16 protein-coding genes are annotated in these 15,891 nt (G+C 59.6%); 11 read left to right on the top strand and 5 right to left on the bottom strand.

Annotation, left to right across the window (positions count from 1 at the left end; genetic code table 11):
- Window positions 1–2: 2 nt before the first annotated feature.
- The 4 genes from FHT71_RS31840 to FHT71_RS31850 form a co-directional block, all read right to left on the bottom strand.
- Window positions 3–461 carry an FAD:protein FMN transferase gene (locus FHT71_RS31840; RefSeq protein WP_246718073.1) on the bottom strand — a complete coding sequence of 153 codons (459 nt, stop codon included), beginning with the start codon at window positions 459–461 and terminating at the stop codon, window positions 3–5.
- A gap of 14 nt (window positions 462–475) precedes the next feature.
- The gene (locus tag FHT71_RS19805; protein ID WP_183721582.1) at window positions 476–1,465 is read right to left on the bottom strand and encodes an aldo/keto reductase; all 990 of its coding nucleotides are present in this window, start codon (window positions 1,463–1,465) and stop codon (window positions 476–478) included.
- A gap of 73 nt (window positions 1,466–1,538) precedes the next feature.
- Window positions 1,539–2,282: an MFS transporter gene (locus FHT71_RS31845; protein WP_246718076.1), complete on the bottom strand. Its 744-nt coding sequence runs from the start codon at window positions 2,280–2,282 to the stop codon at window positions 1,539–1,541.
- A gap of 8 nt (window positions 2,283–2,290) precedes the next feature.
- Window positions 2,291–2,908, bottom strand: coding sequence for an MFS transporter (locus FHT71_RS31850; protein WP_246718077.1), 618 nt, complete (start codon window positions 2,906–2,908; stop codon window positions 2,291–2,293).
- 132 nt (window positions 2,909–3,040) lie between these two features.
- Between FHT71_RS31850 and FHT71_RS19815 the strand changes: the two genes are divergently transcribed.
- The 6 genes from FHT71_RS19815 (at window position 3,041) to FHT71_RS19840 (ending at window position 8,213) form a co-directional block, all read left to right on the top strand.
- Entirely contained in the window at window positions 3,041–3,934 is an 894-nt protein-coding gene (locus FHT71_RS19815; RefSeq protein WP_183721585.1) for a LysR family transcriptional regulator, read from the top strand.
- 141 nt (window positions 3,935–4,075) lie between these two features.
- Window positions 4,076–5,308 carry an NAD(P)/FAD-dependent oxidoreductase gene (locus tag FHT71_RS19820; protein WP_132592783.1) on the top strand — a complete coding sequence of 411 codons (1,233 nt, stop codon included), beginning with the start codon at window positions 4,076–4,078 and terminating at the stop codon, window positions 5,306–5,308.
- Between the two features lie 153 nt (window positions 5,309–5,461).
- Window positions 5,462–6,544 carry an alpha/beta fold hydrolase gene (locus tag FHT71_RS19825; RefSeq protein WP_348649177.1) on the top strand — a complete coding sequence of 361 codons (1,083 nt, stop codon included), beginning with the start codon at window positions 5,462–5,464 and terminating at the stop codon, window positions 6,542–6,544.
- Window positions 6,545–6,592: 48 nt separating this feature from the next.
- Window positions 6,593–7,009, top strand: coding sequence for a carboxymuconolactone decarboxylase family protein (locus FHT71_RS19830; protein WP_132592787.1), 417 nt, complete (start codon window positions 6,593–6,595; stop codon window positions 7,007–7,009).
- Between the two features lie 32 nt (window positions 7,010–7,041).
- Window positions 7,042–7,515: a cytochrome P460 family protein gene (locus FHT71_RS19835; protein ID WP_007788481.1), complete on the top strand. Its 474-nt coding sequence runs from the start codon at window positions 7,042–7,044 to the stop codon at window positions 7,513–7,515.
- Complete coding sequence (locus tag FHT71_RS19840; protein ID WP_183721591.1) at window positions 7,512–8,213, top strand: DUF4405 domain-containing protein; 702 nt, start codon at window positions 7,512–7,514, stop codon at window positions 8,211–8,213. The genes FHT71_RS19835 and FHT71_RS19840 overlap by 4 nt, the downstream gene beginning before the upstream one ends.
- A 231-nt stretch (window positions 8,214–8,444) precedes the next feature.
- Here FHT71_RS19840 and FHT71_RS19845 read toward each other — a convergent pair whose 3' ends face one another.
- Window positions 8,445–9,611 (bottom strand): dihydrodipicolinate synthase family protein, encoded by a 1,167-nt coding sequence (locus FHT71_RS19845; protein WP_132592793.1) that lies wholly within the window; start codon window positions 9,609–9,611, stop codon window positions 8,445–8,447.
- A gap of 259 nt (window positions 9,612–9,870) precedes the next feature.
- On the opposite strand from FHT71_RS19845, the gene FHT71_RS19850 reads away from it, so the two are divergent.
- From FHT71_RS19850 to FHT71_RS19870, 5 genes are read left to right on the top strand one after another with little or no spacing between them, the layout of a single operon-like run.
- Window positions 9,871–10,917: a LacI family DNA-binding transcriptional regulator gene (locus FHT71_RS19850; RefSeq protein ID WP_132592795.1), complete on the top strand. Its 1,047-nt coding sequence runs from the start codon at window positions 9,871–9,873 to the stop codon at window positions 10,915–10,917.
- A complete protein-coding gene (locus FHT71_RS19855; protein WP_132592797.1) occupies window positions 10,914–11,918 on the top strand; it encodes a Gfo/Idh/MocA family oxidoreductase in 1,005 nt (334 codons plus the stop codon). Before FHT71_RS19850 ends, FHT71_RS19855 begins: the two co-directional genes overlap by 4 nt.
- 9 nt (window positions 11,919–11,927) lie before the next feature.
- Window positions 11,928–13,541, top strand: a complete 1,614-nt coding sequence (locus FHT71_RS19860; RefSeq protein WP_183721594.1) for an acyl CoA:acetate/3-ketoacid CoA transferase — start codon at window positions 11,928–11,930, stop codon at window positions 13,539–13,541.
- Window positions 13,534–14,313 carry an enoyl-CoA hydratase/isomerase family protein gene (locus FHT71_RS19865; RefSeq protein ID WP_007788471.1) on the top strand — a complete coding sequence of 260 codons (780 nt, stop codon included), beginning with the start codon at window positions 13,534–13,536 and terminating at the stop codon, window positions 14,311–14,313. The genes FHT71_RS19860 and FHT71_RS19865 overlap by 8 nt, the downstream gene beginning before the upstream one ends.
- Window positions 14,307–15,818 (top strand): aldehyde dehydrogenase family protein, encoded by a 1,512-nt coding sequence (locus tag FHT71_RS19870; RefSeq protein WP_183721597.1) that lies wholly within the window; start codon window positions 14,307–14,309, stop codon window positions 15,816–15,818. The genes FHT71_RS19865 and FHT71_RS19870 overlap by 7 nt, the downstream gene beginning before the upstream one ends.
- Window positions 15,819–15,891 lie beyond the last annotated feature (73 nt).

The raw sequence follows: 15,891 nt of genomic DNA on the forward strand, positions 1-15,891 counted from the left end.
GATCAGGTCGACGAGATGGCCTTGCCTACCGCGCCAAGGTCGATCAAAAGCGGACTTCGAGTGATCAGCGTCGAGCCCTGGCGGAAAACGTCGCTGCCCCAGCTCGTGCGCTTGCTTGCATAAGTCGACACTTCCGCTGGCTGCGGCACAAGCGAGTATCGACGATCGTAGCCCAGAAGCTCCAGATCGCGTCGGACGAGGGGATCGAGACCGCCTCCGGTTATCTTGTGAAGCCGGTCGTAGAGGTCGAACATCTGCGCGGCCCCAGCCGGAAAAACGAACGTGCCGCCGTGCTCAGCCTCGGCGATCTTCGTGATCAACGAGTCGTCGCGGAACCTCGAATAGATCCTGTCGAACCGTTCGACGAGTTCGAGGATTTGCCGCCGGGTCTGGTGACACAGCGGCGTCGGCGTGTCGATTTCCCAGGAGGTGCCGATCGCATCGAATTCGAACCGGGACATCGGAAACTCCAACTTTAGAGACCGGTCATCTTGAGGACGGCTTCGGGCAGCCGCTCGCCGACGACTTCAATCTTGGACAGCGCGGCCTCGATTTCATGGAGATCGGTCGCATCGAGTTCGAGTTCGACTGCGCCAAGGTTTTCCTCAAGCCGATGCTGTTTCGTCGTCCCCGGGATGGGGACGATCCAGGACTTCTGAGCAAGCAGCCAAGCCAGTGCGATCTGGGCTGGCGTTCCATTCTTCCTGTCCGCAATTGCTTTGAGCAGGTCTACGAGAGCGAGGTTCGCCTTGCGAGCCTCCGGCGTGAAGCGCGGCACGAGGTTGCGGAAGTCGCTGGCATCGAACTTAGTGTTCTCGTCGATCTTGCCGGTCAGGAAACCAGCACCCAGCGGGCTGAACGGCACGAAGCCTATTCCAAGTTCTTCGAGTGCCGGAAGCAACTCTGCTTCGGGGCCTCGCCAGAACAAGGAATACTCGCTCTGGACTGCCGTCACCGGATGAACAGCGTGTGCGCGGCGAATGGTGTTGACGCCTGCCTCGGAGAGGCCGAAGTGCTTCACCTTGCCGACGGCGACGAGGTCCTTGATCGCTCCTGCGACGTCCTCGATCGGGACGGCCGGGTCAACGCGATGCTGGTAGAAGAGGTCGATCCGGTCTGTCTTGAGCCTTTTGAGGCTTGCCTCGGCGACGGCCCTGATGTGCTCGGGACGACTATTTGTACCCCCGCTACGCTCGCCCGTTTCCATGTTGATATCGAAACCGAATTTCGTCGCCACGACGACCTGTTCCCGGATCGGCGCGATCGCTTCTCCGACCAGCTCTTCGTTGACGAACGGTCCATAGGCTTCGGCGGTATCGAAAAGGGTGACGCCTCGTTCGTGGGAGAAACGGATCAACTTGATCATCTCGGCCTTGTCAGCGGGCGGACCGTAAGCCGAACTCATGCTCATGCAGCCGAGCCCGAGGGCGGAAACTTCGAGGTCTCCAATCTTCCTGATCTTCATGTTCATCTCCTATGGTTGCTTGCCGACACGGGCGGCCAGATGTGCGGGAAATTCATTCGCTTATCTCCTTGAGTTATGCCGCGCTCTCGGCGGCCAAGGATTCAGCTTCGTGGGCGTCAGACTGTTGACGAGATGCGGCCGGCACCATGGTGGTCACAGCCACGACCAGCGCGAATATTAGCATCACCGTACCGGCGTCGAACGCATGAGAAGCCCGGTATGCGGTTAGCTCGGTACCTGTCAGGCCGACCGACCCCACCGCGGCAATCGCGATCAGAACGCTCAGGCCGACCGAGCTTCCCATTTGGTGAGCGACGTTGACAGCGCCGGACGCAGCACCTGCATCTTCGGTGGAAACCCTGGCGACGCCCGACGATGTCAACGGGCTGAGAGTGAGGCCCTGGCTCACGCCGATCAGCACCATTGGCAACGCCACTGTCGTCCAGTAGTTCGATCCGACGCCCGCACGGCTGAGCCATGCCATCGCGACGATCCCGATGACCATTCCGACAAGGAGGATCGCATTGCGGCCGAAGCGGCGTATGAGGCGAGGCACGACGATGGCAACGGGAACGTGAAGCATCGTCGCCGGCACGAAGGCGAGGCCGGTGAGCGCAGGGCGGAAGCCCGCGACTTCCTGAAGGTACAGCGTCGTGAAGAAGAAAAAGCCGACCATCGCTCCGAGGTAAAGGACACGCGCCGCGTAAGCTCCCGAGCGCTCCGCGTCGGCAAACAGGCGGAGCGGCAGGATCGGCTGCGCGGCGCGGTTTTCGATGCGGACGAAGAGCGTCAGCAATACGGTAGCTGCGATAATCAAAGCGAACGTTACCAGGTCCCAACCAGTTTGCCGGGACGTTGCTCTGTCTCAGTGATGTAGGTGCGCGAAGCGAAGATCATTGCGATCCCGATCGGCAGGTTGATCAAAAAGCCCACGCGCCAGGACAGCCAATCGGCCAGCAGGCCGCCCGCAATGAGGCCGACCGTTGCGGAAACTCCTGCGGCCGCGCTGTAATAGGATACCGCGCGTGTCCGTTCCTCGCCATCCTCGAAGTTCGTTTGCAGCAGCGCAAGTGTGGAGGGAGCGAGGATTGAAGAGCCTAGTCCCTGGATCGCACGCCAGGACAACATCCATGGGGACGACTGCGAGGCACCGATGGCAACCGAGGCGACCGTAAAGATCGCCATCCCGACAATGAACATGCGGCGTCGGCCAAGAATATCGCCAGCTCGTGCCCCAAGGAGGAGGAAGCCACCGAACGCCAGGGTATAGGCGCTCTGCACCCACGCGAGGCTTGCATCCGAGAAACCGACTTCGTGATGAATTTTGGGCAGGCCCGTGAGCACCACGGAGATATCCAGGACAATCATCACGTAGCTAATCAATATGATCGCGAGAATGGCGGATTTATTTGGATTGGAGGCGGCTGGTCGAACGTCTGGCATGGCTGTTTCCATCTGGCGATTTGCAGAGCCGTCCTCCCGGCGAGGCTGCGCGTTGATGATGGAAACTTAGCCCTTGTCGATCCTTCCGATTAGATGCAGTAATCGGGATGAAGCTATAAGGACCGCTAATGAATGCCGCAGGAAAACTTCAACGACCTCGTTGCCTTCGTCACCGTCGCCCGTGAGGAAAGCTTTACGAAAGCCGCTGTCAAACTCGGCGTTTCCCAGTCAGCATTGAGCCAAACCATCCGCGGACTGGAGGAGAGGCTGGGCATCAGACTTTTGACAAGAACCACGCGGCGTGTGTCGCCCACAGAGGCAGGGCAGCGTCTTCTGGAGACAGCAGGCCCACGTTTCGAGGAAATTCAGGCTGAGATCGCGGCATTGGGCGAAATGCGCGATAGGCCGACGGGCACCATCCGTATCACCACCGGCGAGCATGCAGCGATCTCGGTTCTTGCGCCCGCACTGGAGAAAATTCTGCCTGATAACCCCGATGTTACGGTCGAAATCATCGTGGACTACGGCCTCACTGACATCGTCGCAGAACGTTTCGACGCGGGCGTTCGCTTGGGAGAGCAGGTCGCCAAGGATATGATCGCCGTCCGCATCAGCCCGGAAATGCGAATGGCGGTCGTCGGGGCCCCTTCTTACTTCCGGGAGCACCTCTGGCCGGAAACGCCTCAGGACCTGACGGAACACAACTGCATCAACATGCGGCTCCCGACACATGGCAACATATTCGCATGGGAGTTCGAAAAGGACGGGCGCGAACTCCGGGTGCGGGTGGAGGGGCAGCTGGTATTCAACAATCTCGCGATGCGGCGGGACGCGGCACTGCGCGGCCTCGGCCTTACGTACATTCCTGAAGACCAGGTCGTGGACCATCTCGAAAAGGGCGAGTTGATCAGGGTGCTAGAGGACTGGTGTCCGCCGTTTCCAGGATACCACCTGTACTATCCGAACCGACGCCATGCCTCTCCCGCTTTCGCATTGGTGGTGGACGCGCTTCGTTTCAAAGGCTGAGCCGGGCGAACCACATTCATGAATTCCAGACATGGCCACAAGCACTATTCGATACCTAAACGAATGCCTGGTGTTCTAGAATGCCTTCATTGAATTGAGGCGGTACCCTGATGCTGCGCCGCTGACGCGGAAGGATAGAGCATGGTTCAAGACGCCGACGTGATTATTTTGGGTGCCGGAGCGGCAGGAATCGCAGCCGCTCGAAGACTTTCAGGGGCTGGTCTGTCGGTCACTATCCTGGAGGCTCTGCCTCGAAGCGGAGGACGGGCTTACACAAGTTTGGCCGCAGGGCTACGGCTTGATCTGGGATGCGGATGGCTCCATTCGGCGGATCGAAACCCGTGGACCGAGATCGCGGTGGAGGCAGGACTATCTGTTGATCGGAGCCCTCCCGCTTGGGGAACTCAGTTTCGCAACCTCGGCTTTTCTCCACCTGAGCAACAGGCCGCGCGGGGTGCCTACGCGGCTTGGTACCAACGCATTTCCGAGCGCTCGCCCGAAAGTGACTCTGCTTCAGACGCTTTGGAAGACGGCGAATGGACCGGCTATATTGAGGCTCTGAGCGGCTTCACGAGCGGCGACGGGTTGGAACGTATTTCCGTCCGCGACTACCTCTCCTACGATGAAGCGTCCAGCCACATCGACTACCGGATCCGCGAAGGGTATGGCACTCTGGTCAGTTCTGCTATTCCCGCTAAGGCCGAACTCTTTCTCGCGACACCCGTGGAGGCGGTTTCGGTTGCCGATCGCAAAGTCGGTTTGACAACGGCATTCGGGACCATCAATGCGGAACGGGTCGTGGTGACTTGTTCGACAAACATTCTCGCGGGCGACACCATCAGGTGGCCCTCGGGCCTCGATCCGTGGCGGAACGCTGCGGCGTCCCTTCCGCTCGGCTACAACGAAAAACTGTTTCTCGAAGTCTCAGGCAGCAGCCCATTCGAGGCAGAAACGCTCGTGCTAGGTGATCCGCGAGACGCAAGGACCGGAGCCTACTACATCCGACCTTTCGGCTGGCCTGTTATCGAATGCTTCCTCGGCGGAGCCTCTGCCAAGGAGGCGGTGGATGCTGGGCCAGACATTGCGTTTGCTGGTGCGATCGGCGAACTCGCGCATCTCTTTGGTTTTGAAGTAAGGAATAACCTTCGCCCGCTTGTGTGTTCGAACTGGACATCCACTCCATCGGTCGGCGGTGCCTACAGCCACGCGCTCCCTGGTCAGAGCGATGCTCGTCGCCAGTTAGCCCGTTCATTCGATGGACGGATTTTCTTCGCAGGCGAGGCCACCGATCCGAGGGACTTTTCTACGGCGCATGGAGCGTTTCAAAGCGGCTTGAGAGCTGCAGACGAAGTACTTTCAAGCGTTCATGCATGACATCCGCCTCGAAAATCGCGAGTTTCAGATCACATTCCGATAAACGATTTTTGATTAATAAGCCTTGCTAATGGCTTCATGCGATTTTCGCCACCTAATCAGCCCATGGTTGCTGGCGTACCCTTCCCATATAGCGCCATGGGGATGGATATCGTGAAAACACGTCTTACTAAGCTCGCTCTACTTCTGCTGCTGTCGTTGCAAGTCGGCATCACCGGAGCATTGAGCCAGACAGCGGATCAGGCTGGTCCTCTTATCATACACAGACAGGGCAGCTTTGCGGTGGGCGGCAAGGTCGCGGCTATGCCCGGAACCTACAACAACAACGCGCCGACCGCGGAAGGCCAGAGCCTGCACGGGGATCACCTCTACGCTTTCTACCAGATACCGGAGAACGCGAGGCCGATGCCGATCGTCATGCTGCACGGTGCCTACCAATCAGCGCGAAGCTGGGAGACGACGCCGGACGGCCGCGAGGGCTTTCAAAACATATTCCTGCGCCGCGGCTTTCCCGTATATCTCGTCGATCAGCCCCGGCGTGGTCGGGCTGGCAACAGCACCGTCGCGACGACCATCGAGCCGACGCCTTACGACCAGCTCTATTTCGATCAGTTCCGGCTGGGCAAATGGCCGAACTTCTTCGAGGGCGTTCAGTTCGACCGGAACCCGGCGGCTCTCGACCAATTCTTCCGATTCGTCACGCCGAATACCGGGCCCTACGACGCAGGAGTGATTTCGGATGCAATGGCGGCACTCTTCGACAAGATCGGACCCGGCATCCTCGTCACGCATTCGCAAGGCGGCGGACCCGGCTGGCTGACGGCGATCAAGACCCAAAACGTCAAAGGTATCGTCGCTTTCGAGCCAGGCAGCGGTTTCATATTCCCGGAGGGCGAGGTGCCTGCGCCGATGCCAAGTGCAGCGGGCACGTTGTCGCCAGAGACGGTGTCTATCGCGGACTTCGAGAAGCTGACCCGCTTGCCGATCATCATCTACTACGGGGACAACTTCCCGACAGAGCCCACAACGGAGCGCGGTCGGGACAACTGGCGGGTCCGACTCGCGATGGCCAAACTCTGGGTCGCTGCCGTCAACAAGCTCGGGGGAGACGCCAAGCTCGTCCATCTCCCCGAAATCGGCATCCGCGGGAACACGCACTTCATGTTTTCCGATCTGAACAACGTCGAAATCGCCGACCAGGTGTGGGCATTCCTCAAGGAAAAGAAGCTCGACTGAACGTTGCCGCTTGACCGCGACCCGACATCTCAATCCCGGAGACCCAACATGAGGCATCTACTCGTCAACGCGTGCCTGACGTTAGCCATTGTCGTGACGGCACTCCCGGGCGTGGTTTGCGCCCAATCCCCAAGCGAAAAAGAGGACAGGACCATGCCGACAAGAGCACAACAACTGATGGGTGCGACCGCGCCCAAGCTGGCGGAACTAACGGACAACGTCCTGTACGGCGACATATGGGAACGGCCTGAACTTTCGAAGCGGGACCGCAGCCTCATAACCGTCGCGGCGCTGGTAGCGATGAACCGCCCGGATCAGCTTAGGTCCCACCTTGCGATCGCACGCACGAACGGCGTCACCGAACAGGAGTTGACCGAGGCGATCACCCATCTTGCGTTCTATGCCGGCTGGCCGAACGCAGTCTCGGCGGTTGCCGTCGCAAAAGAAGTCTTCGCGGCCGATTAACCGTCGCTCTAACCAGCAAGGGCTCCTCACTCGTGCGCAAATTCATCCTTCGTCTTCCGCTTCTCGCCTCGGTGGTGGGTGCCATCGTTCTTGCCGGCTGGCAGGTCGATGCCGAACCAAATCGAGCGACGATGCCGGACATCGACAGTCTCGTGCACTATACGACCGTGACCCGGGGCGAAGTCACCGAACACATCATGACAACACGGGAGGCAATCGAAGCCGTGAAGAACGGACAGGCCATACCCGACGGCACTCATTTCGTGCTGGTCGACTACCGCGACGGGGACATCTACCGCTATTTCGTCATGGAGAAGCGTTCCGGCTGGGGTAACGACTACGGCGAAGAGCGCAGAACTGGCGATTGGCAGTTCCAATGGTTCAAGCCCGACGGGACCATTAACATGGCCGAGAACACGGCGCGCTGCCAGCGATGCCATAGCTCCAGGTCTGACAGGGACTTCCTGTACACCTTCAATGACATCCGCAGATTCGAGTTCGAATGAATCTGATGTTGCGTTTCCGCCTGCTCCTCGATTTTGTTGCGTTGTCGCTGATTATCGCGTGCCTGGCCTACTGGTGGCTGGAGAACTTCGCGCACGAGGTATTCGGCACGGTGCTATTCACGCTCGTGATCGGCCATAACGTCTTCAACCGGCTCTGGTACGGGCGCGTCGCTAGAGGGAAGTACGATGGCGTGCGGTGGCTCAACATCATCACGATCGCGGTTCTCAAGCTGGTGATGACGATCATGATGGTTACAAGCGTGCTGATCTCCTGTGACTTGTTCACCTTCCTGGCGCTTGATGGAGCCTTCGCCATGCGTGACGTGCATATGTTCGCGGCATACTGGCTGTTGTTCATTGTCTCTGTCCACCTTGGGACACGATGGGGCGTAATCATGAACACCTGTCGCGCGGTGTTTGGTATCAGGGATGCCAACCCGGTCTGCACAAGGTCGCTCCGCCTTGCGGCTACGGCGGTTTCACTCTGGGGGATCAAAAGCTGGGCTGAGATGACATTCGGATCGAAGCTGGTGCTGACCTACAGCCTTGATATGTGGGACTTCAACGAGTCCACACTGGGTTTCTTCTTGAACTACGGAGCGATCGTCGGTCTGCTTGCCGCAGCGACCCATTACACGCTTGCGTTCATTCGTGGTGGAGCGAGGCCGACTGTGAAGACGACAACATCCAGCAAATGAGGCTATAGCGCTGCTTATACTTCAGCCAGCCCGGTTCCGTTCTACCTGACGGGCCACCAGGACGCACTAATTTTTCAGTTTGTTTCAATCACCGGCCCTGCAGCTACTAGGCACAACGACGCGCTCACAGGCAGTTGAGCTGCTTCGATGGATGCTTGAGCCGCCTCGGAGAAGACTTGCCCCGAGGCGACATGAGCCGCAGGTCAAAACGTGCTCGCCTTCCTCGGCGGTTCATTCAATGCCGAATACGCCCATAAAATGCCTCATGCGTGTGGTGGCAAGCTTTGGCTTGTCGAGGACGTTTGCCTTGTCGGCAAGCCGGAAAATATCGGCATAGTGATTGATGCCGCGCGCCGATTGCAATCCAGCAGGAAGGCTGAAATGGCTCTGGTGGCCGTTCAACCAGGCGAGGAAGACGACGCCGGCCTTATAGTACTGCGTCGGCGCCTCGAAGATCTTGCGGGAGAGCGGAACGGTCGGCTCGATCACCGAGCGGAAGGTAGCGGCATCACCTGTTGCAAGTGAGGCCAATGCCTTCGACGCTGATGGTGCAACGGCATCGAAGATGCCGAGCAGGGCATGGCTATAGCGGCGGCCATCGCCTTCGATCAGTTCCGCATAGTTGAAGTCGTCGCCGGTGAAGCAAAGGATGCCTTCCGGAAGCCGATTGCGCAGTTGTATTTCCTTGGCGTTATCGAGCAGCGAAATCTTGATCCCCTCGACCTTTTCCTTGTTCTCATTGATGATCCTGAGAACGCACTCGAGCGCCGGTTCAAACTGCGCGCTGCCCCAGTAGCCTGCTAAGTTCGGATCGAACATGTCTCCGAGCCAGTGTAAGACGACCTTGTCTTTGGCCTGGGAGAGAATTCTGCCATAAACCTTGGTGTAGTCGTCAGGAGAGGACGCCACGCGGGCGAGGGCGCGGCTGGCCATCATGATGGCGCGACCGCCATTCTTTTCCACGAATTCGATCTGCGTCTCATACGCCTTGATGACATCGTCGATCGATCGCGCATCGGATGCAGCGAGATGATCGGTGCCGGCGCCGCATGCAAGGTCAGCCCCCGGAACGGTGCGAGCCTCCTCCAACGATCGCCGGATCAGTTCCCGCGCGCCGTCCCAATCAAGGCCCATGCCGCGCTGGGAGGTATCCATCGCTTCGGCGATCTTGAAGCCGAGGCTCCACAGGTGCCGGCGAAAGGCGATTGTTGTGTCCCAGTCAATCGCCGGACGACCCCAGGGGTCGAAGTCCTTTCGCGGGTCGGACACAACGTGAGCGGCCGCATAGGCAATCCGGTTGAACTTGGGCGGTGCGGACGGGCGCTCGATCGGCGTCCCGACAAGACGGTATTCGCTGGCGGAACCGTCGGTGTTCGGCAGATTTAAAGACAAGCTCATTGTGATCCTCCTCGACAGCTAACGACGCAATAATTTGGATCGTTCCAAATTGCAATAGTGTTTTTCTGATTCTTTAGTTTCGGTAGATGGCAAGCGTAATGAGGTTGTTTCTAATATAGAACATGTAGTAGAATCAAAATGATAATGGCCTTTTCGACTCGATTTTCGCCGTCGTGGCCAGATGAAGATTGCGCTTGACATATTTGGAACGTTCCAATTATGTAGCGTCCAAGTTGGCGAGATCGCTGGGAGGAATTTCATGACCAAGGGGCGGGTGACCGTCATTGACATCGCCAAGGCCGCCGGCGTCTCCAAGTCGACGGTGTCTCTGGTGCTGCAAGGGTCGCCGCTCGTGAATGAGGGGACGCGATCCAAGGTCAATGCAGCGATGCGTGAGCTTGGCTACGTCTATAACCGTGGGGCAGCGAATCTGCGCCAAGCAAGTGCGAAATCGAAGATCATCGGTGTTGTCGTGAACGACCTCACCAACAGCTTCTTTGCCGAACTTGCGGTTGGCGTGGATATGGTCGTCCAGTCCGCCGGCTTCGTACAGTTCCTCTCCAATACCAGCGAGAGCATCGACCGGCAGCGGGAAGTCGTTGCCTCGATGAGAGAACATGGAATCTCGGGCCTTATCGTCTCTCCGGCGCGCGCTACCGAAGCGGCCGATCTCAAGCCGCTCGTTGCTGCCGATATTCCGGTCGTTGTCGTTGTTCGCAGCCTGCCTGGTGCGAAGGTCTCGTCAATTGTTTCCGATAATCAGGGCGGGACTTCAGCGGCGGTCGAGCACCTGGCATCCCTAGGGCACGCGCGAATTGCGTTTCTCGGCGGATTTCCCGATACGGCGGTCTTCGAAGAGCGTCTGGCGGGCTATGCGGGCGGCATGAAGGCGGCGGGCCTCGGCTTTCATGAAGAGCTGGTAGTCTCGTCAGCGCCCTCAAGGGCGGGCGGTGTCGACGCGATCGGACGGGCGATGGCGATGGCCGATCGGCCAACGGCGGCGGTTTGCTTCAATGATGCCGTCGCCTTCGGTGTGTGCGATGGCTTGCGCGCGCGTCACATGGAGCCCGGTCGGGACTTCGCTGTCGTCGGCTTCGACGACGTGATCGAGGCGCAAACGGCAGTCCCGGCTCTCACGACCATTTCCGTTGATCCTCAGAGTATGGGTAGACGCGCAGCGCAGCTTCTCCTCAAGCAGATCAATGCCGGCAAAGCGGAGCCCGAAAGCATCACGACCGCTGTCCGGCTTGTTGTTCGCGAGAGCTGTGGTGCCGCGCAGAAGAAGGCAGGGAGAAAGATGGCATGACAGTTCGTTGGGGGCTGATTGGCGCGAGCACCATCGCGCGCGAATGGGTGATTAGTGCTATCCGTGAGACCGGCGGCGATATCGTCTCCGTCATGAGTTCGAGCGCGGAGCGCGGCCGGTCCTATGCGACGGAAAACGGGATCCCGAGGCATGTCGCAGATGTCGATGCCCTTGTGAACGATCCGGATGTCCATGCGGTCTACATTTCGACGACCAACGAGCTTCATCGTGACCAGGCGATCGCTGCGGCCCGCGCCGGCAAGCATATTCTTTGCGAGAAGCCATTGGCGATGTCCTTGCAAGATGCGCACGCCATGGCGAAGGCGGCGAAGGAGGCCGGCGTCGTGCTCGCCACCAATCACCATCTTCGCAATGCCTCCACTCACATTGCCATGCGAGACGCGATTGCCGCCGGAAAAATCGGCAAGCCACTGGCCGCCCGCGTCTTTCATGCCGTCTACCTGCCGGTCCACTTGCAGGGCTGGCGGCTCGATAAGCCCGAAGCCGGTGCCGGCGTCATTTTGGATATCACGGTCCATGACACCGACACGCTGCGGTTTGTTCTCGGGCGTGATCCGGTGGAGGTGGTCGCGTTTTCGCAGGCGGCGGGCATGGGAAAGCCCGGCGTCGAAGATGGCGTCATGGGCGTGATGCGTTTCGAGGACGGTATCCTCGCGCAGTTTCACGATGCCTTCACCACCAAATACGCAGAGACCGGGTTTGAGGTGCACGGCACCGAAGGTTCGCTCGTCGGCCGCAACGTTATGACGCAGCGTCCGGATGGGACGGTGACGCTGAGGAATGCGGATGGCGAGCAGCAACTGCCGACCAACGCGAGCAATCTCTACGAAAGCGCACTGAAAGCCTTCCACGCTGCGGTGGCCGGCAAGGGCCGTCCTTCTGCGACGGCGGAGGATGGCATCTGGTCGGTCGCGACAGGTCTTGCCGTTGTCGAGGCGACCAAAAGCGGGTCTGCCGTGAAAATCGAAACAGGACTTTGAGTCATCCCAATGAGCAAGCACATCACCCCGGCCGAAGCTGCCGCACTGATCCCCGACGGAGCCGTCGTATCTGTGTCGTCATCGAGCGGCCTTGGCTGCCCCGACCTGATGTTGAAGGCGATTGGCGAGCGCTTCGACACCACCGGTCATCCGCGGGATATCACAACGCTGCATCCGATCGCGGCAGGTGACATGAGCGGCATCAAGGGCGTCGACCACATCGCCAAGAAGGGGCTGTTGAAGAAGATCGTCGGCGGTTCCTATCCATCGGGTCCATCCAGCGCGGAGCCACCGCTGATCTGGCAGATGATCACGAACAATGAGATTCCGGCCTACAATATTCCTTCGGGCATCATGTTCGATATTCATCGGGAGGCTGCTGCCAAACGCCCCGGCGTTCTGACAAAGGTTGGTATCGACACGTTCGTCGACCCGAAGAGGCAGGGCTGCGCGATGAACGACCTTGGGGCAGAGGAGCCCGTAGTCAAGCGTGTCTTGTTCGAAGGAGAGGACTGGCTGTTCTTCCCGTCGATCGTGCCGCAGGTCGCCATCATCCGTGCGACAACCGCGGACGAGCGCGGCAACCTTACGTATGAGCACGAAGGCGCCTATCTCGGCGGCTTAGATCAGGCGCTTGCTGCCCGCAACAATGGCGGCATCGTCATCGCCCAGGTCAAGCGGATTACCAAGGAAGGTTCGCTGAAGCCGCATGACGTGCGTGTACCTGGCATGTTGGTCGACTATGTCATCGTCGATCCGGACCAGAAGCAAACCACACAGACACTCTACGATCCGGCCATATCAGGCGAAATCTTTCGGCCGCTGGACAGTTTTCGCGTTCCGGAATTCAATATCCAGAAGGTCATCGCGCGCCGCGTTGCGCAGGAGCTGCAGGCGGGCAGCTGCGTCAATCTGGGCTTCGGCATTTCTGCCAACGTGCCGCGCATCCTGCTTGAGGAGGGGCTGCACGGCGCAGTCACCTGGGTCATCGAGCAGGGAGCCGTCGGCGGCGTCCCTTTGCTGGACTTCGCGTTTGGCTGCGCATCGAACGCCGATGCCTATATGCCGTCGCCATATCAGTTCACCTACTTTCAGGGCGCTGGTTTCGATGCGTCGCTGCTGTCTTTCCTTGAGATCGACAAGAATGGTTCCGTGAACGTCTCTAAGCTCTCGTTCCGTCCCCACGTGACAGCGGGGGCCGGCGGCTTCGTCGATATCACAGCGCGGGCGAAGAAGATCGTATTCTCCGGCATGTTCAACGCGGGGGCGAAGCTTGCCATCATCGACGGCAAGTTGGTGATCGAGAAGGAAGGCAAGCTGAAGAAGCTCGTCAACGAAGTCGAGCATGTCACCTTCTCTGGTAAGCGGGCGATCGAGCAAGGCCAAGACATCACTTATGTCACCGAGCGGTGCGTGATGAAGTTAATGCCAGAAGGCGTCGTTCTGACGGAGATCGCACCGGGCATCGACCTGCAGAGCCACATCCTCGATCAATCCGAATTCCCGCTGATCGTAGAGAAGGACCTCAAGGTTATGGATGCGAAGCTCTTTGGCGAAGCAAACATAGGCCTGTCTTTGCCGAAGAAGAGCACCGGCGTTCTGGAGGGTGTCTTTAATGGCTAGCGGCACGGTCAGGATCCAGGTCGAGGATCACGTCGCGATTATGACGGTATCGCGGCCGGAGAAGCTGAACGCGCTCGATCTGGACATGCTAAAGGCGCTCGCGGATGCCGCCGACGATGTCGAGGCTAACGCCGACGTGCGAGTGGCAATCCTGACAGGTGAGGGCAAGGGCTTCTCGGCTGGTGGCGATATCAAGGCGTGGGGCGGTATGCAGCCGCAGGAGTTCGGCCATGCCTGGGTGCGTCACGGCCATCGAGTGTTCGAGAGACTTGCGACCCTCAGGGTGCCGCTGATCGCGGCCCTAAATGGCCACGCTCTCGGTGGCGGGCTGGAGCTTGCCGGTGTCGCCGACATTCGTATCGCCGAAGAGCACATCAAGATCGGGCTGCCCGAAACGGGCCTCGGCATGGTCCCCGGCTGGTCCGGCACGCAACGCCTTGTGAAGCGCTTCGGCGCGCAGGTGGTTCGCCGCATGGCGCTGGGTGGTGAGATATTCACCGCCGAGGAAGCCCGTGTGCTCGGGGTTGTGGATGCGGTCACATCGAGCGGCAACGCAGTCAATGCCGCGAAGGAATATGCGCAACGGGTTGCGTCGAGAGGGCCTGCCGCGCTGGAGATCGTGAAGCTGATGATCGCTTCGGCAAATGGCGAGGACAACGGCACTGCCGTCGAAGCGCTGGGTTCGATCCTGGTCGCGAAGACCGCCGATCTCAAGGAGGGCGTCGCGTCTTTCAGCGAAAAGCGCCCGGCCAAATTCAAGGGAGAATGGTAATGACGGTTCTGGTCAATCCAAAGGCGCTTAGCGACCACAAGATCCGCGACTTCAAGATGCTGGTCGATGGCAAGTGGGAAGCGGGGTCCGCCCAGTCGATCGAGCGCGTTGCGCCGAGCCATGGCGTCGTTGTGAGCCGTTTCCCGACTGGCAGCAAAGCGGATGCCGAGCGCGCGATCCTCGCCGCTCGCAAGGCCTTCGATCATGGGCCGTGGCCGCGAATGACCGCTTCCGAGCGGTCTGCCATTTTGCTCAAGGCGGCTGATTTAATCGCTGCTCGTGCAGAAGAGCTCGCCTTCCTGGACGCGATCGAGGCCGGCAAGCCGATCTCCCAGGTGCGCGGCGAGATCGCGGGCTCGGTTGACATTTGGCGCTACGCGGCGGCCCTTGCGCGCGATTTGCACGGCGAGAGCTACAACACGCTTGGAGACGGCACGCTTGGCGTTGTCTTGCGCGAAGCGATCGGTGTGGTGTCGATTATCACTCCCTGGAACTTTCCGTTCCTGATCGTCGGCCAGAAGCTTCCCTTTGCCCTAGCAGCCGGATGCACGACCGTCGTCAAGCCGTCGGAGTTGACCTCGGGGTCGACGCTTGTGCTTGGCGAAATCCTCCAGGAAGCGGGCGTTCCGGACGGCGTTGTCAACATTGTCACCGGTACGGGACCAGAGGTCGGAGCAGTCCTGACGTCCCATCCGGAGGTCGACATGGTGTCTTTCACCGGCTCCACCGGTGTCGGCAAACTCACCATGGCGAATGCCGCGCAGACACTCAAAAAGGTCTCGCTGGAACTGGGCGGCAAGAACCCGCAGATCGTATTCCCCGATGCGGATCTCGATGCGTTCATCGATGCGGCCGTTTTCGGTGCTTATTTTAATGCCGGTGAGTGCTGCAATGCAGGCTCCCGTCTCATCCTGCACAAGAGCATCGCTTCCGATGTCGTCAGGCGCGTTGCTGACCTCTCGAAGGACGTCAAAGTTGGCGATCCGCTCGATCCAACCACGCAAGTTGGTGCTATCATCACGCCGCAGCACCTGGACAAGATTGCCGGTTACGTGGCCGGCGCAACCAGCAGCGGCGCGCAAGTCGCGCATGGAGGCGAAAAACTTGACCTGGGTATGGGCCAATACATGGCGCCGACCATCCTCGAGGCGGTGACGCCCGGTATGGCGGTTGCGCGCGAGGAGGTCTTCGGTCCTGTCCTGTCCGTTCTCGCGTTCGAAACCACGGCGGAGGCAATCCAGGTCGCCAACGCCATCGACTACGGTCTTTCGGCAGGGGTCTGGAGCCGTGACTTCGATACCTGCCTGACTGTCGGGCGCAAGGTGCGAGCCGGGACGATCTGGATGAACACCTTCATGGACGGGGCTTCCGAGCTGCCGTTTGGAGGATACAAGCAATCGGGGCTCGGTCGTGAACTCGGCCGTCACGCGGTGGAGGATTACACCGAAACCAAGACGCTCAACATGCATATCGGCGGCCGCACTGGCTGGTGGATGCCGCGGTAAGATTGCCGAGGGAGCTTAAGTGGGAGAAGGGAGGGAGCAGATGGCTGGATCGACGTTCGCTAGTCGCACGTTC

Origin of the sequence: Rhizobium sp. BK060 (genome assembly GCF_014193145.1) — a bacterium.
In the GTDB taxonomy this organism is placed as follows: domain Bacteria; phylum Pseudomonadota; class Alphaproteobacteria; order Rhizobiales; family Rhizobiaceae; genus Rhizobium.

Excerpts from the sequence above, each read along its gene's own strand:
- FHT71_RS31840 (WP_246718073.1), bottom strand. The coding sequence starts at position 461 with ATGTCCCGGTTCGAATTCGATGCGATCGGCACCTCCTGGGAAATCGAC.
- FHT71_RS19805 (WP_183721582.1), bottom strand. The coding sequence starts at position 1,465 with ATGAAGATCAGGAAGATTGGAGACCTCGAAGTTTCCGCCCTCGGGCTC.
- FHT71_RS31850 (WP_246718077.1), bottom strand. The coding sequence starts at position 2,908 with ATGCCAGACGTTCGACCAGCCGCCTCCAATCCAAATAAATCCGCCATT.
- FHT71_RS19815 (WP_183721585.1), top strand. The coding sequence starts at position 3,041 with ATGCCGCAGGAAAACTTCAACGACCTCGTTGCCTTCGTCACCGTCGCC.
- FHT71_RS19820 (WP_132592783.1), top strand. The coding sequence starts at position 4,076 with ATGGTTCAAGACGCCGACGTGATTATTTTGGGTGCCGGAGCGGCAGGA.
- FHT71_RS19830 (WP_132592787.1), top strand. The coding sequence starts at position 6,593 with ATGAGGCATCTACTCGTCAACGCGTGCCTGACGTTAGCCATTGTCGTG.
- FHT71_RS19840 (WP_183721591.1), top strand. The coding sequence starts at position 7,512 with ATGAATCTGATGTTGCGTTTCCGCCTGCTCCTCGATTTTGTTGCGTTG.
- FHT71_RS19845 (WP_132592793.1), bottom strand. The coding sequence starts at position 9,611 with ATGAGCTTGTCTTTAAATCTGCCGAACACCGACGGTTCCGCCAGCGAA.
- FHT71_RS19850 (WP_132592795.1), top strand. The coding sequence starts at position 9,871 with ATGACCAAGGGGCGGGTGACCGTCATTGACATCGCCAAGGCCGCCGGC.
- FHT71_RS19855 (WP_132592797.1), top strand. The coding sequence starts at position 10,914 with ATGACAGTTCGTTGGGGGCTGATTGGCGCGAGCACCATCGCGCGCGAA.
- FHT71_RS19860 (WP_183721594.1), top strand. The coding sequence starts at position 11,928 with ATGAGCAAGCACATCACCCCGGCCGAAGCTGCCGCACTGATCCCCGAC.
- FHT71_RS19865 (WP_007788471.1), top strand. The coding sequence starts at position 13,534 with ATGGCTAGCGGCACGGTCAGGATCCAGGTCGAGGATCACGTCGCGATT.
- FHT71_RS19870 (WP_183721597.1), top strand. The coding sequence starts at position 14,307 with ATGGTAATGACGGTTCTGGTCAATCCAAAGGCGCTTAGCGACCACAAG.